Origin of the sequence: Kitasatospora sp. NPDC086009 (genome assembly GCF_044540385.1) — a bacterium.
Lineage (GTDB): Bacteria > Actinomycetota > Actinomycetes > Streptomycetales > Streptomycetaceae > Kitasatospora.
Map to the genome: position 1 here is coordinate 419509 of NZ_JBITSA010000004.1, position 26473 is coordinate 445981.

At 72.7% G+C, this 26473-nt stretch carries 13 protein-coding genes; 6 read left to right on the forward strand and 7 right to left on the reverse strand.

What is annotated here, in order from left to right:
* Window positions 1–13 precede the first annotated feature (13 nt).
* Window positions 14–1333, forward strand: a complete 1320-nt coding sequence (locus tag ACIF6L_RS13785) for an MFS transporter (protein WP_396488998.1) — start codon at window positions 14–16, stop codon at window positions 1331–1333.
* A 97-nt stretch (window positions 1334–1430) separates the two neighbouring features.
* On the opposite strand, the gene ACIF6L_RS13790 is transcribed toward ACIF6L_RS13785, so the two are convergent.
* Both ACIF6L_RS13790 and ACIF6L_RS13795 read right to left on the reverse strand, forming a co-directional pair.
* Window positions 1431–2669 (reverse strand): YncE family protein, encoded by a 1239-nt coding sequence (locus ACIF6L_RS13790; RefSeq protein ID WP_396488997.1) that lies wholly within the window; start codon window positions 2667–2669, stop codon window positions 1431–1433.
* Window positions 2670–2943: 274 nt separating this feature from the next.
* Window positions 2944–3321 (reverse strand): hypothetical protein, encoded by a 378-nt coding sequence (locus ACIF6L_RS13795; protein ID WP_359812394.1) that lies wholly within the window; start codon window positions 3319–3321, stop codon window positions 2944–2946.
* 1034 nt (window positions 3322–4355) lie between these two features.
* Here ACIF6L_RS13795 and ACIF6L_RS13800 point away from each other — a divergent pair.
* Window positions 4356–5747, forward strand: a complete 1392-nt coding sequence (locus tag ACIF6L_RS13800) for a pyridoxal phosphate-dependent decarboxylase family protein (protein ID WP_396488995.1) — start codon at window positions 4356–4358, stop codon at window positions 5745–5747.
* 137 nt (window positions 5748–5884) lie between these two features.
* Here ACIF6L_RS13800 and ACIF6L_RS13805 read toward each other — a convergent pair whose 3' ends face one another.
* Complete coding sequence (locus ACIF6L_RS13805) at window positions 5885–10192, reverse strand: LamG-like jellyroll fold domain-containing protein (RefSeq protein ID WP_396488993.1); 4308 nt, start codon at window positions 10190–10192, stop codon at window positions 5885–5887.
* Between the two features lie 343 nt (window positions 10193–10535).
* Here ACIF6L_RS13805 and ACIF6L_RS13810 point away from each other — a divergent pair, with 343 nt between their 5' ends.
* The 3 genes from ACIF6L_RS13810 (at window position 10536) to ACIF6L_RS13820 (ending at window position 20911) form a co-directional block, all read left to right on the forward strand.
* On the forward strand, window positions 10536–17789 hold the full coding sequence (locus ACIF6L_RS13810; RefSeq protein WP_396488991.1) for an RHS repeat-associated core domain-containing protein: 7254 nt from the start codon (window positions 10536–10538) through the stop codon (window positions 17787–17789).
* Complete coding sequence (locus ACIF6L_RS13815) at window positions 17780–18094, forward strand: hypothetical protein (RefSeq protein WP_329485193.1); 315 nt, start codon at window positions 17780–17782, stop codon at window positions 18092–18094. Before ACIF6L_RS13810 ends, ACIF6L_RS13815 begins: the two co-directional genes overlap by 10 nt.
* 240 nt (window positions 18095–18334) lie before the next feature.
* Complete coding sequence (locus ACIF6L_RS13820) at window positions 18335–20911, forward strand: collagenase (protein ID WP_396488989.1); 2577 nt, start codon at window positions 18335–18337, stop codon at window positions 20909–20911.
* Window positions 20912–21059: 148 nt separating this feature from the next.
* On the opposite strand, the gene ACIF6L_RS13825 is transcribed toward ACIF6L_RS13820, so the two are convergent.
* Window positions 21060–21458 carry a hypothetical protein gene (locus ACIF6L_RS13825; protein ID WP_329485191.1) on the reverse strand — a complete coding sequence of 133 codons (399 nt, stop codon included), beginning with the start codon at window positions 21456–21458 and terminating at the stop codon, window positions 21060–21062.
* A gap of 1056 nt (window positions 21459–22514) precedes the next feature.
* On the opposite strand from ACIF6L_RS13825, the gene ACIF6L_RS13830 reads away from it, so the two are divergent.
* Complete coding sequence (locus tag ACIF6L_RS13830) at window positions 22515–22865, forward strand: beta/gamma crystallin domain-containing protein (protein ID WP_359811583.1); 351 nt, start codon at window positions 22515–22517, stop codon at window positions 22863–22865.
* A 64-nt stretch (window positions 22866–22929) separates the two neighbouring features.
* On the opposite strand, the gene ACIF6L_RS13835 is transcribed toward ACIF6L_RS13830, so the two are convergent.
* The 3 genes from ACIF6L_RS13835 to ACIF6L_RS13845 all read right to left on the reverse strand — a co-directional run bounded on the left by ACIF6L_RS13835 (window position 22930) and on the right by ACIF6L_RS13845 (window position 26460).
* Window positions 22930–24306, reverse strand: a complete 1377-nt coding sequence (locus tag ACIF6L_RS13835; RefSeq protein ID WP_396488986.1) for a glucose-6-phosphate dehydrogenase — start codon at window positions 24304–24306, stop codon at window positions 22930–22932.
* Between the two features lie 353 nt (window positions 24307–24659).
* On the reverse strand, window positions 24660–25190 hold the full coding sequence (locus ACIF6L_RS13840; protein ID WP_396488985.1) for a hypothetical protein: 531 nt from the start codon (window positions 25188–25190) through the stop codon (window positions 24660–24662).
* The gene (locus ACIF6L_RS13845) at window positions 25159–26460 is read right to left on the reverse strand and encodes a NucA/NucB deoxyribonuclease domain-containing protein (protein ID WP_396488983.1); all 1302 of its coding nucleotides are present in this window, start codon (window positions 26458–26460) and stop codon (window positions 25159–25161) included. The genes ACIF6L_RS13840 and ACIF6L_RS13845 overlap by 32 nt, the downstream gene beginning before the upstream one ends.
* Between the last annotated feature and the right edge of the window lie 13 nt (window positions 26461–26473).

Genomic DNA, 26473 nt, shown 5'->3' on the forward strand with positions numbered 1-26473 from the left:
GGAAGGCAAGCCCGTGTCCCTGCTCGGCCGAGTCAAGCGCGGTCCCGCCGCCCCGCCCGGGGTCCGCCGGGTGGTCCGCCTGAACAACGGCTTCCAACTGCTGTTCAACCTGCTGTGGTGGATGCCGGTCTTCTACGAGTACCAGCGGCAGGCCGGCCTGTCGGACAGCCAGATCTTCGGCATCCAGAGCGTCTACTACGTCGCCTTCTGCCTGCTGGAGGTCCCCACCGGCTTCATCGCCGACCGGATCGGGCAGCGGACCTGCCTGCGGCTCGGGGCCGCGGTGATGACGGCCGCCAACCTGGTGCCGGTGGCGCTGCCCTCCGCGACCGGCTTCCTGCTGCACTTCCTGGCGATCGCCGCCGCCCGCTCCCTGGTCTCCGGTGCCTCCAGCGCCTACCTCTACGAGTACCTGCACGCCGAGGGCGCCGGAGAGCGCTACGTGCAGGCGGAGGGCACCGCGCGGGCCCTCGGCCTGTGGGCGAAGATCGCCTGCTGGCCGCTGGTGGGCGTGCTGATGAGTACGGTCCACCAGGCGCCCTACCTGCTGACCGCCGCCTGCACCCTCGGCTCCCTGGCCTGCGCCGCCGCGTTGCCGGCGCTGCCCCCGCCGCCCTCGGCGCCTCCGCCGGCCGGGACGGGCGCCCGGAACGGCGCGCCGGCCGCGGCCGTGCCCGGCGGCGGGTTCCTGGACTCGGTGCGTCAGGCGTGGAAGGTGCTGCGGACCTCCCGGGCCCTGGGACCGCTGATGGTCCAGGGCGTGGCGATCTTCACCCTGGCCCGGATCTGCCAGGTCAACCTGTTCCAGCCGCTGCTGCTGGCCAGGGCCGTCCCGGTCGCCGACCACGGCGCGGTGCTCTCCGCGATGACGGTGGCCGAGGCGCTGGGCTCCTCCCGGCCCGGCTGGATCCGGGCCAGGCTCTCGGACACCGCGGCCGTGACCGTGCTGAGCCTCGTGATGGCCGGATCGCTGGCCGCCACCGCCCTGTCCGGTGCGGCGGCGACCATCGCGTGGCTGTGCGTGTTCGCCGCCGCCACCGGCCTCGCCTACCCGGTCCAGCGCTACCTGATCAACGCGGCCATCCCGCCGACCCCCTACCGGGCGACCCTGCTGTCCCTGGAGTCGATCATCGACCGCGGGGTGTGCGCCCTGGTGGCGCTCGCCGTCGGCGCCTACCTGGCGGCGGACCGGCTCGACGTGCTGCTCCTGCACGCCGCCCTGGGCACCTGCGTCCTGCTGGGCGCCGTCGCGGTGGCGCTGCGGCTGGTCCGGCGCCGCCCCGGTCCGGGAGCGGACACCGGCACCCCGTCGGACCGGGCGCTGTCCCGGTAGCCGCCCCACCGCGCCCGTCCCGGCAGTGTCCGTGCGGCGAACGGGCGGCGGGGCCGGCCGGACGGCCGGTCGTCCGGTCGGCCGGGCCGGGCCCGGGTCACGCCCCCGAGGGGCCGGTCCAGTCGGCCGGCACGTGGCCGAGGCGCACGCGCTGCGGGTGGTCGCCGACCGGTACGGAGACGGTCTTCTGTCCGGTCGCGAAGTCGATCGCGGTGACCTGGTCGGCGCCGCTCTCGGAGATCACGCAGGCCGTGCCGTCGCCGCTCACGGTGGCCCAGTACGGTTTCGAGGCGGGCACCAGCGGGCCCTCCTGGAGCGTGGCCCGGTCGACCACGGTCGCGTAGTCGTCCATGGTGCCGGCGACACAGAGCTTGTCACCGGCCGGGCTCATCGACAGGCCGTGGTGGCGCGAGTCGTTGACCCAGGTGGTGCGGTCCTCGCTGGTCGCGGGGTTCTTCGGCAGGGTCTTGACCCGGGTGATCCGGTCGGCGGCGACGTCGTACTCGACCAGGCCGTTGAAGAAGGACACCTGGAAGTAGAGCGTCGACCCGTCCGGGGTGAACGCCGCCGGGCGGATCGCGTCGGAGAGGTCCGAGCGGCCGGCGGCGTCCAGCCGCTCCCGCATGTCGATGACCCTGACCGGCGCGAACGTGTCGGCGTCGACCACGGTGATCCGGCGGTCGCCCTTCGTCCAGTCCAGCCACGGCGCGTCGAGGGCGGTGTTGACCTCGCCGATCGACATGTTCCAGATCCGCCGCCCGCCGTCGGTGAAGAGGTTCTCGTGGGGCTTGTCCCCGGTCGCGAACGAGCCGAGTTGCGCGCCGGTGCGGACGTCCAGCACATGGACCGTGTTGGAGGTGGAGGCGGACACCGCCACGCGGGTGCCGTCCGGGGAGAGCGCCATGTGGTCCGAGCGGTAGCCCGACACGGGAAAGCGCCAGTTGATCCGCCCGGTGGCGAGGTCGATGGAGACGACGTCGGCGAAGCTCGGGCGCGAGACGACCACCGCGGACCCGTCCGGGGTGGAGTACATGTCGTCGACGAACTGGTCGTGGCCCTCGCCCGGGCCCAGCCGGATGCCCAGGAAGTAGGCGAGTTTGACGGGGTTGAGGTAGATCTCGGTGAGCCGCTGGTCCTTGTCGGGGACGACGTTGACACGACCGATCCTGGCCAGGTCACCGGTGGAGCGGATGACGTCCGCGGTGCCGTCCCAGTTGTTGCCGACGAACATCACCTCGCGCAGGGCGCGCACGTGCCCGGGGGCCGGCCCGGCCGTCGCGGCGGCCGGGGCGACGGCGGCGAGGGGCAGGACGAGGGCGGCCGAGAGGGCGCCCACGGCGGCCCTGACGGGCCGGGACCGGCGGGACGGGCGGGCGTCGGACGATAACGCGTGCGGGGACATCGCCGCTCCTTCGCGCAGACGTGCAGAGTGGGGGGTGGGCGTCGGTCGATTGCGTTACTCGACGGTAGGGAAGGCCCCCTCCTTCTGCCAAGACGTCTGCGCGCACCAATTGGGGGAGGGCCACCGCCCGCCGGCGGTGGCCCGGCGCACTCGTCCCGGCCCGGGCCGGGGCCGCACGGCCCCCCGCCCCCGGCACCCGGGCCGGTGCTCACGCCTCCCGGCGGCGCCGGAAGATGGCGCGGATCGCGAAGACGATCGCGACGACGAGCCCGACGGCGAACAGCACGATCAACAGGATGACGACGAGGACGGCTATGCCGAGCTTCTTGAAGAAGCCGCCCTTCTTCTTCTCCTTCTTGTCGTCGGCCGCGAGCGCGGCGGCCCGGGCCGAGCGGTTCTCGACCGGCTGCGCGACGGCGGGCGCCGCTCCGGCCCCCGCCCGGTCGATGCCGGACTCCGCGGGCCGGGCGACGGACCCGGCCGCGTGGACCGCGGCCGGCGCGGCCGCGGCGACGCCCGGCGAGCCCAGCATCAGGCCTGCCAGAACGAGGGCGGGGACGACTCTCGCGATGATGCGCGACTTCACTGTTCCTCCTGCTGTTTCCATGGTGTCCTGCGGGCGCGGCTCTCGGCCTGGGCACGCTCCGTCAGAGGCGGGCGTCCGGACAGCGCGCGGTGGCACGTCGTCAGGGAGGCGCCGCCACCCGGGCGGCGGGGCCCACCCGCGCTGCCGACGCCGGCCGCAGAGTTCGCGCTCCGTCACGGCCGTGGTGGTCCCGGCTGCCGATCCGCGTGCGCCGACCGTCACCACGGGCCAGGATGTGCCCGCCACCGACTCGGCCCTCCGGGCGGAGCCTGAGCGGTGGGACCACGGTCGCTTCCCCCGGAGCACTCGATCGGCACTGCGTCGGCACGGGCGCGTCGGTGTCGCCACCAGGTCGCGCTCCGGCCGGGCCGGTTCGGCCCGCTGCCAGCCAAAATCTACAGGACTGTAGAGGATGGGTGAAACCGGCCGCTCCCGCCGAGGCCCTCACGGCGCCGCCCCGGCCGTGGTGGGCCGCTGAGGCGGGTTCAGCTGTACGACGGGGCACGGGGGTGTCGGCGGCCGCCGACCCGAAGGGTCACGCCCGGCGTACGACGGAGATGGGGAGCGGGCCCAGGTCCGCCGCCGGGAGGGGGGTGGCGGCGGACCCTGGGAACCGCACGGGCGTCGCGCGCGGTCCCGACCGGTCCGGGGGGGATGGCCCCGATCGGGAGGCGCGACGCCCCGCGGCACTTCTGACCCCGATCGCGTGCGGCAAACCCCTGTACCGCGGACGAGTTCGGAAACCGTCTGCCCGGCGCCGCGTCGCGGCGGGCGCCCGCCCTACCCGGTGCGACGCCGCTGGACGTGTCGGCCCGGCCGGTGAGCCCTGAGGGCAGGGCCCCGGGACGCTGGACGCCTCCGCTCACCGGCGGGAAGAGCCGCAGGTGACGGCGCCCCTGAAGTACGCGCCCTGGCGGGGGAGTCGGGCCTCGCCGGGGGCACCGGCAGAAGCTCGCGGCCGTCCCACGGCCCGCGGGCCGCGTCCCGCCCCGGGGGCCGTTGGCCCCGGCCGGGCCCGAGCCTAGGCTGTCCGCATGCATCCTCGCCTCGGTGAAGACCTCGCCCGACTGCCCGAACTCCTCGACGCGGTCGGCGATCGCGCCGCGCACGTGCTCGCGGGCCTCGCGGACCGGCCGGTGGTGACGCCCGGCGCGCCCGGGCCCGTGGAGCCGCTGCCCGACGAGGGGAGCGGCACCGACGGCGCGCTGAAGCTGTTCGTCCAGCGCTGGGAGCCGGGGTTCAGCGGCAGCGCCGGCCCCCGTTACCTCGGCTTCGTGACGGGCGGGGCGACCCCGGCCGCGCTCGCCGGCGACTGGCTGACGGCCGCCTTCGACCAGAACGTCAGCAACCGGACCGGCTCGGCCGCGGCCGACCTGGAACAGGAGACCATCGGCTGGCTCCGCGGCCTCTTCGGCCTCGGCGAGGCCCACGCGGGCGTCTTCGTCAGCGGCGCGACGACCTCGAACCTCGTCGGCCTCGCCGTCGCCCGTGAGTGGGTGGGCGAGCGGCGCGGCGTCAGCGTCACCCAGGACGGCCTCGCCGCCCTCGGGCCGGTCGACGTCCTGTCCGGCGCCGCGCATTCGAGCATCGGGAAGGCGCTGTCCGTGCTCGGACTCGGCCGGAGCGCCCTGCGGCAGGTGCGGACGCTGGACGGGCGGGAGGCGGTCGACGTGGCCGCGCTCGCCGACGAACTCGCGGCACTGGACGGGCGTCCGGCCGTGGTGGTCGCCAACGCCGGCACGGTCAACACCGTCGACTTCGACGACCTGCGGGCGATCGCCGCGCTGCGCGAGCGGTACCCGTTCTGGCTGCACGTCGACGCCGCGTTCGGCGCCTTCGCGGCGCTCTCGCCGGCCCACGCGCACCTGGTCGACGGTCTGGACGCGGCCGACTCGGTCTGCGTGGACCTGCACAAGTGGCTGAACGTCCCGTACGACGCGGCCGTGCAGTTCACCCGCCGCCGGGACCTCCAGGTGGCCGCCTTCCACAACGCCTCGCCGTACCTCGGCGCCCCGACCGGCGACCCGGACCCGGTGCACCTGGCCCCGGAGAACTCCAGGCGGCTGCGGGCCCTGCCGGCCTGGTTCGCGCTCACCGCCTACGGCCGGGCGGGCCACCAGGAGATCGTGGAGCGCAACTGCGCCGAGGCGGCCCGGCTGGGCGCGTCCCTCGCCGGGGATCCGGCCTTCCGGCTGCTCGCGCCGGTGCGCCTCAACGTGGTCTGCTTCACCCTCGCCGGGCGGCCCGCGCAGCAGGACGTCGACGCCCTGCTGCGCCGCGTCGCGGCCTCCGGGGAGGCGTTCCTGACTCCGACGGTGTACGACGGGGTGCCCGCGGTCCGCGCCGCCTTCAGCAACTGGCGCACCACCGCGACCGACACCGACCGCGTCCTGGCGGCGCTGCGCGCGGCGGCCGGCGCGAGCTGACCGGCCGCGGTCGGTGTCGGCGCCGGTGGTCCGCACCCCGATACCCGACACCCCCGACACCCCAGACGCCCCGGAAGCCCGCGGCCCGTCCACCCGGGTGGGGTGGACGGGCCGCGGGCGCCGGAGGGGCGGATGCCTCAGCTCAGCTGGGTGGGGACGGGGCGCCTGCCGTCGAGGGAGGAGACGCCGATCGGGGTGAGGGCCTCGGGGAAGAGCTGGACGTCGGCGATCTGGCCGGCGGCGTACTCGCCGTAGGCGCCCATGTAGAGGCGGCGGCCGAGCTGCAGCGGACCGGTCGCGTTCCAGACCGTGCCCGCGTACTCGGCGGTGCCCGCGAGCGAGCCGTCGACGTAGAGGCGCAGGTCGGCGGAGTCCGCGTCGTAGACGCCCACCAGGTGGTACCAGGTGTTGGTCTTCGGGGCGAGGGCGCCGGTGGTGGGCCCGTAGGCGCTGGTGAAGGCGCCGGCGGTGTCGTCGGCGTGGGCGTGGCCGAAGGCGAACGCGTGGGCGCCGCTGGAGTAGTAGAGCTGGAGGGCGTTGGCGCTGGTACCGGACTGCGAGACGAAGGTGGAGTTGGCGGTGAGGCTGGTGAGCCGCACCCAGGCGGACACCGTGTAGCTGCGGCTGGTGTCCACCGCCGGACCGGCGGCCGCCGCGTACGCGGTGGAGCCGTTCAGGTTCAGGACGCCGCCGCGGGCCGGGTCGGTGCCGAGGGCGGCGCCGCCGTTGAGGGTGAGCGCACCGGTCGGGCGGATGCTGTCGGCGGTGCCGTCCAGCTTCCACCAGGCCGAGGGCTGGCGGACGTTGCCGATGCCGACCGGGTTCCCGAACTGGGCCAGGCCGCCGGCCGGTGCCGCGCCGGGGTACTCGGTCAGCCGGCCGGAACGGGAGCCGGCGTAGAGCGCCGGGTACCCGGTGCCCTGCACGTCACCCGGGGAGGCGACGGTCGGGGCGTCGCGGTCGCCGACGCCGAGCGGCAGCACCTTCTGCGCGGCGGGCAGCACGTTGCCGGTGGTGGCGGCCCACTTCTGGTCGGCGATGTTCATGCAGTCGTAGATGATCACCTGGGTGCGCGGGTTGCGGTTGCTCGCCGGGTCGGCCAGGCAGCGGCCGGACTGCGGGTTCTTCAGCGTGCCGGGGTACGGTCCGGGGGCCCACTGCTGGGCGCCGGTGTTGTTGCACTGGTAGAGCTGCACGAGGGTGTTGTTGGCGGTCTCGCCCTTCTGCACGTCCAGGCACTTGCCGAGCGCGTGGATGCTGCCGTCGGCGCCGAGCGCGAACTGCTGCGCGTCGGTGCCGTTGCAGGTGTACATCTGGGCCGCGGTGCCGTTGACGGTCTTGCCGCCGGCGATGTCCAGGCAGAGGTTCTTGTTGGCGGTGTCCAGCACGCCGGAGACCAGCGGGGCGTGGGTCGGCGCGGCGATCTTCGTGGTCGGCAGGCCGGCGTCGAAGGTCAGGGGGAAGCTGCTGACCGCGCCGGTGGCGTTGTCCCGGGCCCACAGGGTCGGCACGCCGCCCACGGTGCCGGGGGCGAGCAGCGTGGTGCCGGACCAGTCGCCGGTGCCGATCCGGACGCCGGCCCCGAGGTTGCAGCCGGCCTGGAACGTCCCCGGGTAGTACCAGAGTTCGCCCTTGTCGACGGTGACCAGGTCGGGGGCGTCGGCGAACTGGGCGAGCTTGCCGGGGGCGAGCAGCTGGGTGACGTTCTTCCAGGTGCCGTCCGAGCCCTTGGCCGGGCAGGAGGAGGAGTTGCGGATCGGGATCACGTTCTGGGTGAGCGTGAAGTGCCCGGTGACGCCGCCGGGGGTCACGGCGTCGTTCTGGTAGAGGTACAGCTCGTGGGTCGCCCTGGAGTAGGCGAACAGGTCGTCGACGTTGGTGCCGGTGGCGGTGCCCCGGTGGGCGACCAGGTAGTTGTCCCACCCCGTGCCGTCCGGGCTCTGGGCCTTGGCGGAGGCGCTGACGGGCGGTCCGGCCGGGTCGGCGTTGCCGCGGACCAGGACGAGGTCGCCGTCGGTGGTCGGGGCGAGCAGGTCGGGCACCGCGTCGCCGTCGGCGTCGCCGGCGGTCACCTTGGTGGCCGGGTTCCAGGGCGCGAAGAAGCTGTACTGGCCGACGGTGCCCTGGGTGTTGCCGGCGTTGTCGACGGCCCGGACGAACAGGGTGTGGGCGCCCCACTGGGCGGCGCTCAGCACGATCGGGACGTCGCCGGTGGCGCTGCCGCCGGTGGTGGGAACGGCGTTGACCGCCGCGGCGCCGTTGGCCGGGATGTTGGCGTCCAGCGAGTACTCGAAGCGGTCGATGCCGCTGCTGACGCAGCTGCCGCGGGTGCAGCCGGTGGGCGTCGGGTCGTTGGAGGTCACCGTGATCTTGACGCCGGTGTCACCGGCGTGGCCGGTGGGCGCCTTGTCGCCGCCGAGCGGCGGGAAGACCGGGGAGTCGGTGAAGGACGGGATGCTCGGCGCGCTCAGGTCGGTCTTGAAGTAGCAGTTGGCGGTCCAGCCGCTCGCCAGGGTGCCGTCCTCGGCCTTGACGTGCCACCCGTACTGGTGGCCGTCCGCGACCTTGAAGCCGATGTTGACCCGGGTGGTGCCGCCGTTGCTGACCCAGCTGCTGACCGGGGCGCCCTTGTCGGTCGAGCCGCCGTCGGCGGCCGCCGTCTTGGTGTCCCAGACCTCGTACCGGGCGCGCAGGTTGACCCCGCTCATGTCGGTGGTGAGGTGGGCGTTGAGGGTGATGTCGGAGGCGTCCCCGGCCAGGCCGGACTGCCCGATCCAGCCGTCGGCCGCGCCGGCGCAGCCGTTGCTCGCGGGGGCGCGGGTGGCCGGGGTGGTGCCCAGGGTGTCCGGCGTCTCCGGGGCGATGTCGAACACCGTGGTCAGGTAGGGGTTGTTGGCGAAGCGGACGAAGTCGTTGTTGCTCGTCGACTTGGACTCGTTGCCCCAGAGCCCGAAGGTCCAGCTGTCCTTGACCCCGGAGAGCTTCCTGATCTGGCCGGTCACGTCGAAGTTGACGTCGTGGTTGCCGCACTTCTGGCTGATGTTGGAGCTCTTGACCTGCTGGGTGCCGCCGATGTAGCCGTCGCCGGTGATGTCCGGCTGGTTGTTCCAGCTGGTGGAGCCGCTGATCGGGGTCACCGTCGCGAGCCGGACGCCGGTCTCGTTGTCGCAGTCGAAGGAGGCGCCGTAGGTCGAGGTCAGGTGGACCACCGACTTGGAGATCACCATCCTCTTGTCGAGGCCGGCGATGTTCAGCTCGTAGTAGGCGCGGTTCAGGCCGAAGCAGTCCTGCCAGCGCTGGTAGCCGACGCCCTCGCCGTTGTCCTGCGCGTCGTCGTACGGGCTCTGGCTCGCGCAGCCCTCCTTGACGGTGACGAAGTGGCTCTTCTTGCTGGTGATCGGGCTGGTGTACGGGTCGATGTACAGCGGCCAGACGGTGTCGGCGCCGCGGAGCAGGCCGGCGTCGGGGACCAGCGTCAGGGTGTCGGCCGCATGGGTCACCGCGATCCGCTTGACCTGGGCGGAGCTGCCCGGTTCCTCGGGAGTCGATGCCGTGGCGGGGGCGCCGTCCGCGGGGGCCTCCGCCTGCGGTGCGGCTTGCGGCGCGGCTTGCGATGCGGTCTTCGGCGCCGCCTTCGCGGCCGGGGCCGGGTCCGCGGCGGCCCCGGCCGGGGCGGTCGTCGCCGAGTCCCACATCAGCGGGGTCGGCGAACGGAAGACCGCGCTGCCGTCGGGCGCGGTGACCGCGACCCTGCCGTCCTGGTCGGCCGTCAGCGACAGGCCTCCGCCGACGGAGGTGGTCAGCTTGAGCGAGGCGAGCGCGGGGTTGGCGGCCGCGGCGGCGTCGCGCACGATCAGGACCTCGTGGAAACCGCCCTGGTCGGTGCTGGTGACCTTGAGGTCGACGCCCGGCAGGACGCCGTCGTAGCGCGCGGTGCTGCCGTTCACCACGGGAGCGGGGAGCGGGAACGGGAGGGTGTAGGAGAGCCGTCGCCCGTCCGGGTCGGTGAGGGTGGCCAGTGGCCCGTCGCCCCCGCCGGAGAGGGCCAGCGCGGAGGGGGTGGCCGCGGGGGAGAGGGTCCCGTCGCCGTTCCTGGTCAGCGTGGCGTCGACGTCCCTCCAGTGGCCGTCCTCGCGCACCCGGGCGGGCTGCAGGTGGGTGGTGGCGGTGAAGGTGCCGTCGGCGTTGGCGACGGTCCGCGACGTCTCGGTGGTGAGGCTGTCGACGGTCACCGGCCGGCCGGTGCGCGCGGCCTCGGCCTTGGCGGCCGCCAGCGGCGAGTCGGCGGCCGGGCCCGTCGTCGTGCTCGCGGATCCGGTGGCCGGATCGTCCGCGAGCGCCGGTCCGGCACTGCCGAGCAGCAGGCCGGTGACGGCCGCCGACAGCGCCAGACGGCGTGTCAGTGTGCGCGCCGGATTTCTCCGGACGCGGAGGTGCTCCCCCATGGATCGCCCTTTCAGGGACCGGAGGCGGACGAACCCGGGCGCCGTTGTGTTCCTCATCACAGAACGGACCCCCGTGGCCCCCCGCCACGTGTCGGAATTGCGGTCTTTACTCACCCCTGGCGCCGCCTGTGAAGACTCTTTGGGGTCTGTGTGACGGAAGGGGACAGAGTGACTGCTGGGGAAGGGTATTGCTCTGACCCTGCCATGGCAATACGGTTCCCGTCGGCCGAACGTGCCGTCAGCTGGTGATTCGTCAGTTCACCGGCTCTCTGATGTGCCTTCAGGGGGAATACGCATGCGCGCAGGACCGCGCGGAGTTCGAGGTGCCCGGAAACGGGCCTGGATGGAACGGGCGACCGTCGCGATAGCGGCGGCCGCCGTCTTCTCGTTGGCGACCCCGCTCGCCGTCGCCGACGTCGTCGGCGGCTATCAGTACACGGACAAGCTCTGGGGCGCGGACCCGCTCCCCGACCAGGCGAAGGTCCCGGGCAGCCCGGTGAGCGGCCGGGGGGCGGTCGTCCCGGCCCCCGCGATCCCGCCCGGTGCCCGTGAGTTGGTCCCGCACGTGGTGAAGCCCGTGCAGTGGCCGGCGGCCGCGACCGCCACCGTCGACCTGGGGAACACCCCCGAGGTGCGCAGCCTGGCGGCGCCCGCCGGGAAGGCGAAGGCCGGCAGCCTGCCGGTCTCGGTCTCGCCCGCCGCCCCCGCCGCGCTCGGTGCCCGGGCCAAGTCCCTGGCGCCGTCGGTCGCCCCGCTCAGCGCCGTCTCCTCGGTCCGGGTGGACCTCGCCGACCGGGGCCGGGCCAAGCGGGCCGGCGTGGACGGCCTGCTGGTCGGCCTGGACCGGGCCGACGCCCGCGCGGAGAGCGGCAGCGTCGCGGTCTCCCTCGACTACGGCGGCATCGAGCAGGCGTACGGCGGTGGTTGGGCCTCCCGGCTGCAGCTGGTGGCGATGCCCGCGTGCGCGCTCACCACGCCGCAGCTCGCCGCCTGCCGCACCCGCACGCCGATCGAGGCGGTCAACGACCCGGTCGGCCGGAAGCTGAGCGGTACGGTCGTGCTCGCGGCGGCCGGTGGCACCGCCGGGGCGGCGAAGCCGGGCAGCGCCTTCGCCGCCCCGGCGGCGCTGGCGGCCGCCCGGTCCGGCGGGGTCGCGGTGGCCGCCGTGGCGAGCAGCGGCGGGTCCCAGGGCGACTACGGCGCGACGTCGCTGTCCGCCTCGGGTGCCTGGTCCGCGTCCGCCTCGGGCGCGTTCACGTACCGGTACCCGATCACCGCGCCCCCGTCGCTGGGTGGCGCGGCGCCGACTGTCGGACTCGCCTACGACTCGCAGTCGGTGGACGGCGAGACCTCCGCGCGCAACTCGCAGTCGTCCTGGGTCGGTGACGGCTGGTCCTACAGCCCCGGCTTCATCGAGCGCTCGTACAAGACCTGCAAGGACCAGGGGATCGAGGACTCGGGCGACTCCTGCTGGGCCGGCTGGAACGCCACGATCTCGCTCGGCACCCACAACGGCCAGCTGCTGCGGGACTCGGACGGGACGTACCACCTCCAGACCGACGACGGCACCAGGATCGAGCGGCTGACCGGAGCCACCAACGGCCTCTGGCAGGGCGAGTACTTCAAGGTCACCACGACCGACGGCACCGCCTACTACCTCGGCCTCAACCACGCTCCCGGCGGCAGCACGGACGACGCCACCGGCAGCGCCTGGGGCATCCCGGTCTACCACCCCAAGTCGGACGATCCCTGCCACAGTTCGGACAAGGGCGACGACTCGCAGTGCGACAAGCCGGTCGGCTACCGGTTCAACCTGGACTTCGTGGTCGACCCGCACGGCAACGTGCAGCGCTACGACTGGTCGACCGAGTCGAACTACTACAACATGGGCTTCGGCCAGATCCCGGACGAGGACAAGGACGACAAGGGCGGCACCCTCACCCAGTACACCCGGGGCGGCCACCTCACCCAGATCTCCTACGGCTACCAGCTGGCGGACGCCCGGGCGGGCCGTGAGCCGGCCGCCAAGGTGGTCTTCCGCACGGCGCAGCGCTGCACCACCTCGGACAGCGTCTGCAAGGACGGCAACCTCTCCTCGGACACCGCCGCCAACTGGCCGGACACCCCGTACGACCTGAACTGCCCCTCCGACTGGAAGACCAAGATCGGGGAGGAGGGCGACACCGACGGCGTCTGCCTGCAGAGCGGTCCCACCTTCTGGCAGACGTACCGGCTGAAGGGCATCGACACCAAGGTCCGGACCTCCTCGGGCTGGCAGGACGTCGACAGCTACGAGCTGAAGCAGGTCTTCTCGGACGCCGGCGGCACCTACGACCCGGTCACCGGCAAGACCCAGGACCCGAAGTCCAGCGGCTCACTGCAGTCGGTGATGTGGCTCTCGGAGATCGTCCACACGGGCAAGGACACCTCCGCCGGGGGCGACGACCCGATCTCCCTCGACCCGGTCACGTTCGTCGGCATCGAGACGGACAACCGGGTCGACGGCCTCACCCCGGCCGCCCCGCCGCTGTTCCACCCGCGGATCTCCAGCGTGCAGACCGAGACCGGCGAGTCCGTCGCGGTCACCTACCGGGCGCCGGAGTGCTCGCGCGAGAAGAACACCATGCCGGCCTCGGCCGACTCCAACACCATGGCCTGCTACCCGGTGTTCTGGAACACCCCGGGCGGTGTGGAGCCGATCGAGGACTGGTTCCACAAGACCCTGGTCTCCAAGGTCACCTCCAGCGACCGGACCAAGGCCGGCTCGCCCGCCAAGGTGACCGACTACAGCTACTCGGGCGGTGCCGCCTGGCACCGCGACGACTCCGAGTTGACCGACGACAAGCACCGGACGTGGAACGAGTTCCGCGGCTACCGGACCGTCATCACCACCACGGGCGCCGCCCCGGACGCGACCACCCAGAGCACCGTCTCCTACCTCCAGGGCATGGACGGCGACTACCGCAAGGACGGCACCCGGCGCAGCGCGAAGGTGACGAACTCGCTCGGCGAGGAGATCACCGACAGCGCCTGGCTGGCCGGCACCCCGTTCGAGAGCCAGGGCTTCACCAAGGCCGGCGGCACTGTCGTCACCAAGACGCTGACCGACGTGCCGGACTCGGTGGTCGTGGCGACCGCCGGGCGCACCGCGTGGACCTCGGAGGACCCGAAGCCGGACAAGCTCTCGACGCTGCCCGACCTGACGTCGCGCCGGGTGCGCTCCAGCGGCAGCCGTTCGCTCGGCCTGCTCAGTGACGACCGCACCTGGCGGACCTCCCGCAGCGGCACCACCTTCGACGACCTCGGCCGGATCTGGAAGGCCGACGAGCAGGGCGACCTGTCCGTGCCCTCCCAGCGGACCTGTACGGTCACGACCTACGCCGACGCGCCGTCGGCCAACCCGATGATGCTGGTCTACCCGAAGGAGACGCTCAGCCTCGCCGGCTCGTGCGACACGAAGCCGGGGCAGGGCACCACGCTCAGCCACAAGCGGGTCTACTACGACGGCGACGGGACGGTCACGAACCCCGGCACCCTGGGCCGGCTCGGCCAGCGCTCCGGTTCGCTCGGCCTGGTGACCGCCACCGAGTCGGTCACCGGCTACGACAAGGCCGGCAACCCGCAGTTCCAGGTGCTCGGCGCGATGGCGTACGACCGCTACGGGCGCGTCAGCGACAGCACCGACGCGGCCGGCCGGACCACCACGACCACGTACACGCCGGCCACCGGGCTCCTGCCGACCGCGGTGTCGACCGAGAACCCGCTGAAGTGGAAGGCGACCAGCACCGTCTCGCCGGGCCGCGGCTCGATCACCCACGCGGCCGACGTCAACGGCCGGGTCACCGACTCGGCCTACGACGCCCTCGGGCGCCGGGTGAAGGTGTGGATGCCGGGGCGGAACAAGGCGACCCAGTCGCCCGACCGCACCTTCGCGTACGCGGTCCACGGCGCCGGGGACAGCCCGGACCCGTCCACCGTCACCTCCAGGACGCTGCGCGAGGACGGCACCTACAGCACCGAGGTCACCTTCTACGACGGGACGCTGCAGGCGCGGCAGACCCAGACGACCACCGCGGACAACTCGGTGGGCCGGCTGGTCTCCTCGACCTTCTACGACTCCCACGGGTGGACCGTCTCCGCCATCGCGAGCTACTACGACGCGGCCAACGCGCCGGGCACCTCGATGTGGGCGGAGACCAACAAGACCGGCCCGGCGGTGACCCGGACGTCGTACGACGGCCAGGGCCGGCCGGTCACGGTCCAGCAGGTGTCCTTCGCGAGCACGCTCTGGCAGACCGCCACGACCTACCGGGGCGTGGACCGGGTGGACGTCACGCCGCCGCCCGGCGGCAAGGCGACCACGGCGTACACCGACGCGCTCGGCCGGCGGAGCTCGACCGTGGTGCGCGACACCACGCCGGACCGCAAGCTCGCCGGCGGCAGCGTGATCGCCTCCGGGACCTCGGTGGTCTCCCGCAGTGTCCGCCTGGCCATGCAGGCCGACGGCAACCTGGTGCTGACCGCGCTGGTCGACGGGAAGTCCCTGTGGTCCTCCGGGACCGCCGGCCACCCCGGCGCGTACGCGAGCGTGCTCGCCGACGGCAGCCTCGTGGTGCTGGACACCACCGGGAAGACCACGCTCTGGACCAGCGCGAGCGGCGGGCACACCGGCGGCTACCTCAAGGTGCAGGGCGACGGCCGGGCCGTCATGTACGACGGCGCCAACACCCAGCTCTGGTCGGCCGGCCCGGTGGGTACCGCGGCCGCAGACATCACCACCACCTTCGGCTACACCCCCCGCGGCCAGGTCGAGACGGTCAAGGACACGGTGGGCAACACCTGGTCCTACACCTACGACGTGCAGGGCCGGGTGGTGGCCCAGACCGACCCCGACAGCGGCAGCTCCAGCAGCACCTACGACCCGCTCGGCCGGGTGCTGACCGTCAAGGACGGCCGCGGCCAGGTGCTGTCGTACAGCTACGACGAACTCGGCCGCAAGACGGCGGAGTACACCGGTGACACGCCGGGCGACCCGGCGAAGGCGCTCGCCGAGTGGACGTACGACTCGCTCGGCAAGGGCATGCCGGTCTCGTCCACCCGCTACGTGGGCGGCAAGAGCGGCAGCGCCTACGTCAAGAAGGTCAACGGCTACAACGCGGTCGGCCAGCCGACCGGCACCACCACGGTGATCCCCGCGGTCGAGGGCAACCTCGCCGGGAGCTACAGCACGACGGCCTCCTACACCGAGACGGTCAGCCTGCTGGCGTCGACCACCTTCGGCACCGAGGCGGGCCTTCCCGCGGAGACGGTCGGCTACGGCTACAACCTCCAGGGCAAGCTGGTCGCGATGGGCACGCCCAGCCGGCCGTACATCGCCACCGTCGCCTACAGCCCGCAGGGCCAGGTCCTGCAGACCACCCTCGGGACACCGAGCAAGCAGCTGCGGACCGCGCAGACCTGGGACCAGGCCACCGGCCGGCTGGCCACCAACCGGGTCACGCTGCAGAGCAACACGGCCAACCCGATCTCGGCGACCACCTACGGGTACAACGCGGCGGGCAGCGTCACCGCGGTCTCCGACGTCCAGTCCAGCGGCGGCACCGACCGGGTCACCGACACCCAGTGCTTCGGCTACGACGCGCAGAACCGGCTGACCACCGCCTGGACGGACACCAAGGGCCTGGGCGCGGTCACGGCCGGACAGCTCACCAAGTGCGCCACGGCGGCACCGTCGCCGGGCACCATCGGCGGGCCGTCCCCGTACTGGCTGGACTGGCAGTTCAACCAGCTCGGTGACCGGACCCAGCAGGTCGCCCACGATGTGAAGGGGGCGGCCACCAAGGACGTCACCCAGACCATCACCTACCCGGGCGCCGGCGTCACTCCCGCGAAGAAGCCCAACGCGGCCAGTGCCGTCACCACCACCGGGCCGTCCGGCAGCACCACCGTCGTGCCCGACTACGACAGCGCCGGCAACACCAAGACCCGGACCGGGCCCGGCACCAGCCAGGCCTTCGAGTACAACGAGGAGGGCCGCACCAAGGCGGTCACCACCAACGGCACGGAGGCGGGCTACCTCTACGACGCCGACGGCAGCCTGCTGATCCAGCGCAACCCGGGGACCAACCTCCTCTACCTGTTCGGCGGCGCGGAGCAGCTCAGGCTCGACACCGTCAAGAAGACCGTCACCGGCCTGCGGTACTACCACAGCCCGGACGGCACGGTGATCGTCCGCTCCTCGGCCGGTACCGTCAGCTACCAGCCGACCACCCCGCACGGCACCGCCCAGCTCCAGGTCGACGGCGCGAGCCTGGCCGTCGTCCGGCGGGCGTACGACCCGTACGGGAACGCGCGCGGCGCCGCGCCCGCGGCCTGGGCCGACAACCGGGGCTACCTCGGCAAGCCCACGGACGCCACCAGCGGGCTGGACCTGCTCGGGGTGCGCGTCTACGACCCGATGATCGGACGGTTCCTCACCGTCGACCCGGTCTTCGAGTCGGGCGATCCCAACCAGATGGGCGGCTACGGGTACGCGGCCGGCAACCCCACCTCCGGCAGCGACCCCAACGGCCTCTGGTGGAGCTGGGGCGACGTCGGGAGCTTCTTCACCGGCGTCGGCGACTCGATCGTCGGCGACCCGTACCAGTGGAGCGTCAACACCCTCTCCGACTGCTGGAACTCCTTCGCCGACATCGCCAACGGCGACAACCAGGTGTTCAACGACATGTTCGGGTACTCCAACGAGTCCCCGTTCAGGCTCGGCCACACCGGGTACGTGGACGACACGCCGCTGGCGGACCTGTTCGAGGTGGACACCAGCTCCACCTCGTACTTCGCGGGCCAGGTCACCGGTGTGGTCGGCTCGTTCGCGATCGACGGCTACGGCGCGGTCAAGGCGATCAGCGGCGGCGTCAAGGCCGTCAAGGCGATCAAGACGGCGGTGTCCGAGGGAGAGGACGTCGTCAGCGCGGTCAAGAAGCTGCTCTCCGGCGACCTGCCCACCACCACCAAGGCGGACCCGGCTCCGACCACGCCGAAGACGGAGAAGCCGAGCAGCCCGAAGTCCGGCACCGGCAAGGGCGGCGACGACCCGGGCGCTCCGGCCTCCGAGACGCCGGCGGCCGGCAAGGACGCCGGGCGCCCCAGCGGCGGCGGCTCGCCCGACAGCGGTGGCGGCGGCACCGGTACCAAGGGGCCGAAGCCCGGCAAGGCGGAGGACACCCTGGCGGGGGCGAACCCCGGCGGCTACACCGACAACTGCGGCGCCTGCGCCCAGGCCGGCGACAGCCGTCTCGCGGGCACCCACGACGGTGCCACGGCCTGGGACAGCGGCATCCTCGCCCCGGAGGAACTGGAGTACAAGTACGACTCCCTGTTCCACATGACCGAGGGGGTCGACGACATCAGCCACCAGCTGACTGTGCTCGGCTACGGCACCCGGGGCATCGTGTTCGGCTGGACCGACGGCGTCGACGTCGGCCACTACTTCAACGTGGTGAACGACGCCGGTGTGATCAAGTTCCTCGACTACCAGAGCGAGACGCACGCCGTGACCTCGCAGTGGGAGAATCTCGAAATGATGATCACATGGTGGTGAGCCAGGAGAGGAAGCGGATGGTGAGCATGGACCAGGAGTCGGCCCGGCTGGCGGCGGACGCGTACTGCCGCGAGCGGGTCCGCGGCTGGGACGAGCGCGCGTACCGGCTGCGGATCGACGAGACGGTCGCCGTCGAGGGCGCCTACGTCTTCGGCTACCTGCCGACGGTCCCCGACGCGCGCGGGCGACTGCGGGTCGGCGGGAACCTCCCGGTGATCGTGGACCGGGAGACCGGCGCGTGCCGCTTCGTGGCCGGCGTCACGGAGTACTTCGCACTCCGGGACGCGGCGAAGCCGCAGGACTGATCCCCCGAGGCCGGTGCCCGGGTGCGCTACGGCGCACCCGGGCACCGGCCTTTCGCGACGGCCCGAGCGGACCACCCCGTCGGAGGTGGCGAGGCCGGTGACCTGGGCATGGCTGGAATCTGTCGCGCAATATGACCTGTGACATTGTTCTGATGCCCATTCGATGGCAGGATCCGTGTCGATTTCCTTCGTTCAGCCCGACCTCACGTCAGGCTGCCCCCACTCGCAGAAGGACTCGGCGTGCAACTGCGCACACGGCTCTCCACCCTCGCGGCCGGCGTCATCGCCTGCTGCGCCACGGCCACCGCCGTGCTCCCGGCCCAGGCCTTCGCGGCACCCGCCGCCGACGGACCGATCCGGATCGCGACGGCCACCCCGACCCCGACGGCCACCCCGGCCGCCGCGGCCGCCGGCGCCTCGAAGCCGGCCGGCCCCTCGGGCCCCGGCGGGGCGACGGCCCGGTCCGAGGACCTCGCCGCCCCCGCCGTCCCGATATCCCCGGCCCTGCTCAGCGAGACCCTCATGGGCGAGCCGGCCCCGGCCCGCCCCGATTCCGAGGCGGCGCGCTCCCGTTCGGCCGCGCTCGCGGGCGCCGCCGAGCAGAGCTGCACCCCGGCCGACTTCGCCGCCCGCTCCGGTGCCGACCTGGTCGCGTTCCTCAAGAGCTCGACCACGGACTGCGTCTCCACGCTGTTCGGCAACGGCAGCGCCGACCCGGGCATCTTCAAGCAGGCCCGGATGCTGCCCGTCGCCGCCGCGTTCAAGGACCTGGCGGCCGGCTACACCGGCGACAACTCGACCGGCATCCTGCAACTGGTGCTCTTCCTGCGGGTGGGCTACTACATCCAGTCGTACTACCCCGACGCGACCGGCCCGTACGATGCCACGCTCACCAGCGGCGTCAAGGCCGGCCTGGACGCCTTCTTCGCCGGCGCCCGCTGGCACGACGTCACCGAGAACAACGGCGAGGTGCTCAGGGAGGTGCTGACGCTCACCGACAGCGCCAACATCCAGGGCGCCTACCTGAGCGTCTACCAGCGGGTGCTGGACGAGTTCGACAACTCCTACAACGCCCTGCCGAAGATGGTCGGTGCGGTCAACTCCGTGCTGCGGTTCCCGCTCTGGCGGGGCAACACGAACCCGGCCTTCGTCAGCGCGCTCGGCGCCGACCCGCGCCTCGTCACCTCCCTCGCGAACTTCGCGGTCAACCACAAGGACCTGCTCAGCGGCCCCAACGCCGTCCTCGACACCAACGCGGGCAACGACCTGGCCCGGATGGCCGGGACCAGCGCCACCGTCGAGGCGGTGGCCAAGCCGCTGGTCAAGCGGGTGCTGGACGCCGCGCCGCTCCTCACGGCCGACGCGTCGCTGTACGTCCACACGGCCTTCCAGGCCACCGTCTACGACAACGGCCAGTGCTCGTACTACGGCATCTGCGACCTGCCCGCCAAGCTCACCGCGGTGGTCCTGCCGCACCAACTGGTCTGCGACAACCGCACCATCCAGACCCAGGCGCTGTCGGCCGCCGAGCTGGCCACCGTCTGCGCCAGCCTGCGCAACGAGGACGCGTTCTTCCACAACGTGGTCAAGGACAACGGTCCGATCCCGAACCAGTACGACAAGACCGTCACCCTCGGGGTCTTCGCCAACAAGACCGACTACACCACCTACTCGTGGGCGATCTTCGGCAACTCGACCGACAACGGCGGCCAGACCGTCATGGACCCGACCGACCCGAACAACCGGGCCGCGAACGTCATGTACCAGAAGGCGTGGAACAACGGCGACCCCGCCCGGGTGTGGAACCTCAACCACGAGTACACCCACTACCTGGACGGCATCTACGACATGAAGGGCAGCTTCGCCACCCAGACGTCCGTCCCGGACATCTGGTGGGTCGAGGGCCTCGCCGAGTACATGTCCTACAGCTACCGCGCCACCACCGACACCGACGCGATGGCCCAGGCCGCCAAGCACACCTACAAGCTCAGCACGGTCTTCCAGAACACCTACGGCAACTCGGACTCGACCCGTATCTACGCCTGGGGCTACCTGGCCGTCCGGTACATGCTGGAGAAGCACCCCGCCGATGTCCAGGCCATGCTGGGCCGGTTCCGCGTCGGTGACTACACCGGCGGCTACGCGGTCTACAACGGCCTCGGCACCTCCTACGACGCCGACTTCGACGCCTGGCTCACCGCCTGCGCCGCCGGGGCCTGCTACGCGGCGGGCCCGACCGCGCTGTTCGACACGTCGGTGAACGGCGCCACCGTCAGCGCGACCGAGCGGTCCGTCCAGACCGGCCCGGGTCGGATCACCGCCTGGCACTGGACCTTCGGCGACGGCACCTCCTCGGACGAGCGCAACCCGAGCCACACCTACGCGGCCGCCGGCACCTACACCGTCGCCCTGACCGCGACCGACGACACCGGCAGGACCGCCACCACCCCGGCCTCGGTCACCGTGACAGCCGCCCCGGTCACCCTGCCGAACTGCACCGAGCAGCGCGCCGACGCGATGGGCCGGAACTGCTCGCGCACCGGCCGCGCCGCGACCGCCGGCAACACCGACTACCTGTACGTCTACCTGCCGGCCGGCACCTCCACGCTCAAGGTCACCACCTCCGGCGGCACCGGGACCGCGCACCTGTACTACAACCCGGGCACCTGGGCCTCGCCCAGCGCCTTCACCGCCTCCTCCACCGGCGCCGGGACCACTCAGTCCCTCACCGTCACCAACCCGACCGCCGGCTACCGCTACCTCAGCCTGTACGCCGTCACCGACTTCAGCGGCGTCACGGTCAGCACGCAGTTCTGACCCCGAGACCGTTCACGAGCGGCTCCCGGCGGGGTCCGACCGAATCCTCATCGGGACGTGTCGGCGCCGTCCGGGAGCCGCTCGGTCCGACGGCGGGACCGTCCCTGCCGTGGCCCGGGCCCGGGCCACGGCAGGGACGGTCGGCCCGTCACACGTAGATCTCGTTGGTGCAGTAGGTCTTCCAGGTCGGGGGAGCCCAGCTGAGGTACTTGGTGCCGCAGAGGTGGAAGCTGTGGACCTGCTCGAACTTCTTCGCGGTGGACTTGCCCCGGTCGACGGCCAGTTCCGGCTGCACGTGTCCGAACGAGTCGGTCACGACGACGGTGGCCTTGAAGTAGGTGCCGGGGTCGGCGGCGTACAGCCACACCCAGCCGGACGAGCAGTTGTCGACCTGGACCTGGATGTTCTCATTGGAGTAGTACTTGGTGCAGCCGGCCGTGGCGGCGGTGCCCGCCGACGCCGGGGCGGCCGACAGGCCGGTCAGCGCGGCGACGGCGAGGCCCAGGGCACCGGCCGTCCTGGCGAGCCCGTTCGACGACTTCCTCATGGTGATGACTCCTCGGGTGTGCTGGTGTGCGGAACGCCTCCACTGTCCCGGCGCAGTCACCCGGGCGGCATCCGTCAGATGACTGCAGGGCGCGCACGTGCCTGATCGACCGCCCCGGAGCCGGCAGCCGTGCACGGTCCTCGCCCGACACCCGGCCCGTTGCGCGTCGAAGAGTCGCCGCGAGTCCGTCCGGACCGCCTCCACCCGCGCCCGCGGCACCTGCTCGACCACGTAGCGGGCGCCGCCCCTGGGGACACCCGACCCGAAGATCAGCAGGCCCCGGCAGTGCCCTGCCGGGGCCGACCTGGTCTTCTCGGGACCACCGCAGAACCTACCGGTGGGCACTGACATCCGCGCGCCGGAGCCTCTCGCCGCGCGCCCGGGGGGTCAGGGACGGTGGCAGCCCTCGCGGCTGGAGGGCCGGCCGGGGGCGAGGCCGCGGACTCGGACGGAGGTCCCGTTCGGATTCTCCCGGTTCACGGCGGCGGCGCCGAGCCCAAGCCCCTGGGCGGTGCTCCCGGCCGGCCCGGCCGCCGGACGAGCCGGTCCGCGGGGGCGGCCGACGGGAAAATGCCCGATTCCGGGAAATTCGACGGTCCGTTTCCGCCCGGTGCTCCTGCTGTTCCGTGGCATGGCTTCGTGGCGAGGAAACGAAGGATAGGTCGTACGTCTGCGGAACGCCTCTTGTGCGGACGGGCGGTGGCGGGTTCCACTCATCCGCCGACCGGTCGCCGCGGCCCTGCGTCCCACCGCTCGGTCCGGCCGGCGGGCGGTGCTCCCGTTTCCCCAGGTCGGGGCGGGAGTGATCGGCGCGAGTACCGGTCGCGCGGGGGTGGCCCTGGCGCGCCGATAATCACCACTCATGGCCCAGCGGTCCCAGCGGCCCCGTCCGGTACGAGGAAAGCCGGATGGATGTGACCGATACGCGGTCAGTTCGTCGCAGCCGTCATTGACCACGCCGCCGACCGCCCCAATGCTGGGTCGAGTACGACTCAACCGAATGTTGGTCGTGTTGTACGTATCCGATTCGGTTTTCGATTCGTCCGAGGAGAATGCGTGATCTCGAAAACGAGGAAGCTCGTGAGTGCCGCGGTCGCCACCTTCGCCGCGGCGGCCGCGTTGACGGTGGCGGTGCCGTCCAGCGCGTACGCCATCGACCACGTCGAGTGCCGGGGAGGCGAGAACTTCCTGAAGATCTGGTCGCACCTCGACGGGCGCCAGAGCGTGGACTGCTACGCGAACGGGGGCCGCACCGACTTCGGCAGCTGGTGGGTCGACCGGATCTCCACCGGGAACAACGACCTGATCTACTACGACGCCAACGGCGACTCGGTCCGGATCAACCGGTGGACCGACATCACCTTCCCGAACCGTCCGCCGCTGGTGAAGTCCATCGAGATCCTCTGACGGACCGCAGTTCGGACGCGCCGCACTGCCGACCGGCCGGCCGGCGGTGCGGCGCGTGGTGATCCTACGGGTGGGGGCTGGGGAGCCAGGGCGGCCGCCAGGTGGTGCGGCCGAGGCCCGGGGTGGGTCCCCACGTCCCGCGCGCGTACGGCACGGGCGCCGGCGGGTGGTCCACCAGGGGCTGGATCACCCGCCAGGTCTCCTCCACGACGTCCTGCCGGGTGAACAGCGAACGGTCGCCGGTCAGCGCGTCGTTGAGGAGCCGCTCGTAGGGCTCGGGCGGCCTGCCGAGTTCGGCGGCGAAGGACAGGCTGAGGTGGACGCTCCGGGCCGAGCGGCCGGATGCCTCCTTGGAGAGCATGCCCAGCCGCAGCGCCGGGTCCGGGTCGATCCGCAGGACGAGTTCGTTGGCGTCGGGGTGCGCGGGCTGGTCCAGGAAGGCGAGCCGGGGCGGGCGCTTGAAGACCACCCGGACCTCGGTGGCCCTGGCGGCCAGGGCCTTGCCGGCCCTGATGGAGAAGGGCACTCCGCTCCATCGCCAGTTGTCCACCTCCAGGCCGAGTTCGACGTAGGTCTCGGTCACCGAGCCGGACTTGACGCCGGGTACGTCGAGGTAGCCCTCGTACTGGCCGCGCAGGCAGTGCGCCGGATCGACGTCCGCCGTCGCGCGGAAGACATCGACCCTCCGGTCCCACAGCGCGTCCGGTCCGGGGCCGACCGGCGCCTCCATCGCGACCAGGGCGAGCACCTGGAGGAGGTGGTTCTGGACCACGTCGCGCAGCGCGCCGACCGGGTCGTAGAACGCTCCCCGGTCCTCCACCCCGAAGTCCTCGGCCATGGTGATCTGCACGGCCGCCACGTGGTCGCGGTTCCAGACCGGTTCGAGCAGCGAGTTGGCGAACCGCAGGAACTGGATGTCCAGCACGGGCTGCTTGCCGAGGAAGTGGTCGATGCGCAGGATGCGGTCCTCGGGCAGCACCCGGTGCAGCCGTGCGTTGAGGGCCCTGGCGGAGGCCAGGTCATGGCCGAAGGGCTTCTCCAGCATCACCGTGGCGTGCGTGGTGAGGCCCGCCGCCGCCAGCGCCTCCACGACCGGGCCGAACAGCGAGGGCGGGATCTCCAGGTAGAAGAGCGGCCTGGCGGCGCCCTCCAGCAGCGCGCCCAGCGCCTGGTAGGTGGCCGGGTCGGTGAAGTCGCCCCGCAGGTAGGAGAGCCGTCGGGCCAGCCGTTCCAGCGGCCCGGCCGCCACCTCCTCACCGGCTGTCCGCAGGGCCTCGCGCAGGGAGGCGACCAGGTGGTCGTGCGACCAGTCCTCCAGGGCCACGCCGATGATCGGGCAGTCCAGGAGGCCGGCCGCCTCCAGGCGGTAGAGCGATCGGAAGGTCATCTTGTGCGCGAGGTCGCCGGTGATGCCGAAGATCACCAGGGCGTCGGCGGTCACCGTCGGGCTCCCGGTCGCACGGATCCACGGCCGCCCGGCCGGCCGCGGCGGGCCGCCCGGGCGCCGGTCGCCTCATCCGGCCCGGCCCCTGACCACGCGGAACCGTCGGACGGCCCCCGCCGCTGCGGCACTCGCACCGGGGCCGTCTCTGTGAGAACACCGCCGGGGCCCCTCAGGTGCGCCCGGCCCGGCCCCGACTGACGATCGCTCATGGAGGGACGATATAACCCGACGTGTCGACTTGCTCGCACTGCGGAGCGGCGTCGCGCCTCGGGTCGCCGGTCACCGGTCCCGGTGCCCACCGGACGGCCCCCGGCTGCCGCGAGCCGCCCGGGCGGTGCCCACGAGGATCATCACGGGTGCCGGTGGGGCCACAGCTGGAGCAGCCAGTGCTCGGCCCGGTGGGGGAGGAGGGACGGGGTGGGGTGGAGGGCGCCGCGGTGGGCGGCGAGCGTGTAGCGGCCGGGTGGGAGCGGCAGCGCGGCGGCGGCCGGGAGGTGGGAGACACCGGAGGTGAGGGCGAGGCGGCCGCCTTCGAGGTCGACGGTGAGCCGGATGTGCTGGGGCCAGTGGCCGGGCGGGGCCGGGGGCCGGGCCGTCCAGTACTGGAGGGTGACGTGGGGGTAGTGGTCGGACAGGGCGCTGTTGAAGGTGACGGTGGCGCCCGCGGTGGTCGCGAGCCGGCCGGGGCCCGGGGTGGGCGGCCGGTCGTCGGCGTCGCCGCTGGGCGGGGCGGCGGTGTCGACGAGGTGGAAGAGGTGGTTCTCCGCGCGCACCTCGGTGGCGAGTTCGGCGGCGGGTTCGCCGACGGGTGCGGCCGGGGGCCGGTCGGCGCGGGGGTCCACGAGCGGGTCAGGGGTCGATCTGGACGTGGAACGGGTCATTGGTGAAGTCGCTGCCGAGGATGCGCCGGTTCTGGTAGAAGCCGCTGAGCCGGCCGCCGGAGCCGCGGTTGTCCCAGTCGTGGATGGGCTCGACGCTGTAGTTCTTGAGGTTGTCGTCGGCGCCTTCGAGGGTCGACGCGAAGGGGTACTCGTCACAGTCCAGGCCTTCGTGGGCGTAGTCGGGGAAGTACTTCAGGCAGGCGGCGACGGCGACGACGCGGTGCGCGTCGATGGCGTTCTGGTCGGCGACGCGGTGCAGCGGGGCCGCGCCGGGGGCGCCGGGGATCTGCTTGTTCGGCGCGTCGGGGACGGTCTGGTCCGGGTGGTACTGGGCGGTGACGATGTGGTCGGCGGACTCGGGGTGGTCGGCGCGGTGGAGGTGCAGGGTCTCGGTGACCCAGGGGAAGACGCAGCCCTCACCGGAGGCGGTGCTGACGAGGTAGGAGGCGGAGTCGCAGCGGATGCCGCTGTTGGGGCCGTCGTAGGGGTTGGCCGCGCCCTCGCCGATGACCGAGACGTGCGCGGCGAGGTCGGCGTAGCTGATGAGGGCGCTGCCGATGCCGCCGGCGGAGTCCTGGCGGAAGGAGTAGTAGCGGCTGGTGATCGAGCCCTCGGCGGCCCACAGCCCGATCGGCTGGACGTAGGGGCCGCCGAAGCCGCTGTCGACGACGCAGGGGCCGAACCCGGGCCGGGCGGTACAGGTGACGTCGATGCTGAGCGGTACCTCGGCGATGTCGCCTTCGAGCCGCCAGTTGTCGAGGACCTGGACGACGTCGACCTCGCGGCGGACGTTGTGGCCGTACTGGACGTCGGTCATCTCGGCGTCCGCGCTGCCGGTGACGGAGCAGAAGATCCACCAGCAGGTGACGTGGGTGGGGTGGAGGTGGAATGCCTGGCAGGTGACGAACCGCGATTTGCCGTACCCCTGGTCGTGGAAGGCGGCGTCCTGCTCGCGGCACTCGTAGGCGGGCAGGTCGTCCTGGCCGGAGCGCTGGGCGGTGCGGGGGGCGTGGTTCTCGTGGGGACCGGGCTCCATGGCGCGGATGCGCCCGAGGAGCTGGTCGAGGGGCTGTTCGTGGCCGCGTTCGGTCAGGGGGACGTGGGCGGGGGCCAGCAGGACGTAGTCCCGGCGTGCGGCGGCGTCGCCGGCGCCCGCCGCGCGGGCGGGGGTGACGGCGACGGCGGTGGCCAGCGTCAGCAGCGCCGTGACGAGGGCGGTCACGGCGCCGCGCCGGCGGGGCCGGCGGTGGGTGGGGCGGTCCGAGCGCATCGTTGCCTCGATT

Excerpts from the sequence above, each read along its gene's own strand:
- ACIF6L_RS13825 (WP_329485191.1), bottom strand. The coding sequence starts at position 21,458 with ATGAGGAAGTCGTCGAACGGGCTCGCCAGGACGGCCGGTGCCCTGGGC.
- ACIF6L_RS13840 (WP_396488985.1), bottom strand. The coding sequence starts at position 25,190 with ATGACCCGTTCCACGTCCAGATCGACCCCTGACCCGCTCGTGGACCCC.
- ACIF6L_RS13815 (WP_329485193.1), top strand. The coding sequence starts at position 17,780 with ATGGTGGTGAGCCAGGAGAGGAAGCGGATGGTGAGCATGGACCAGGAG.
- ACIF6L_RS13805 (WP_396488993.1), bottom strand. The coding sequence starts at position 10,192 with ATGGGGGAGCACCTCCGCGTCCGGAGAAATCCGGCGCGCACACTGACA.
- ACIF6L_RS13800 (WP_396488995.1), top strand. The coding sequence starts at position 4,356 with ATGCATCCTCGCCTCGGTGAAGACCTCGCCCGACTGCCCGAACTCCTC.
- ACIF6L_RS13845 (WP_396488983.1), bottom strand. The coding sequence starts at position 26,460 with ATGCGCTCGGACCGCCCCACCCACCGCCGGCCCCGCCGGCGCGGCGCC.
- ACIF6L_RS13810 (WP_396488991.1), top strand. The coding sequence starts at position 10,536 with ATGGAACGGGCGACCGTCGCGATAGCGGCGGCCGCCGTCTTCTCGTTG.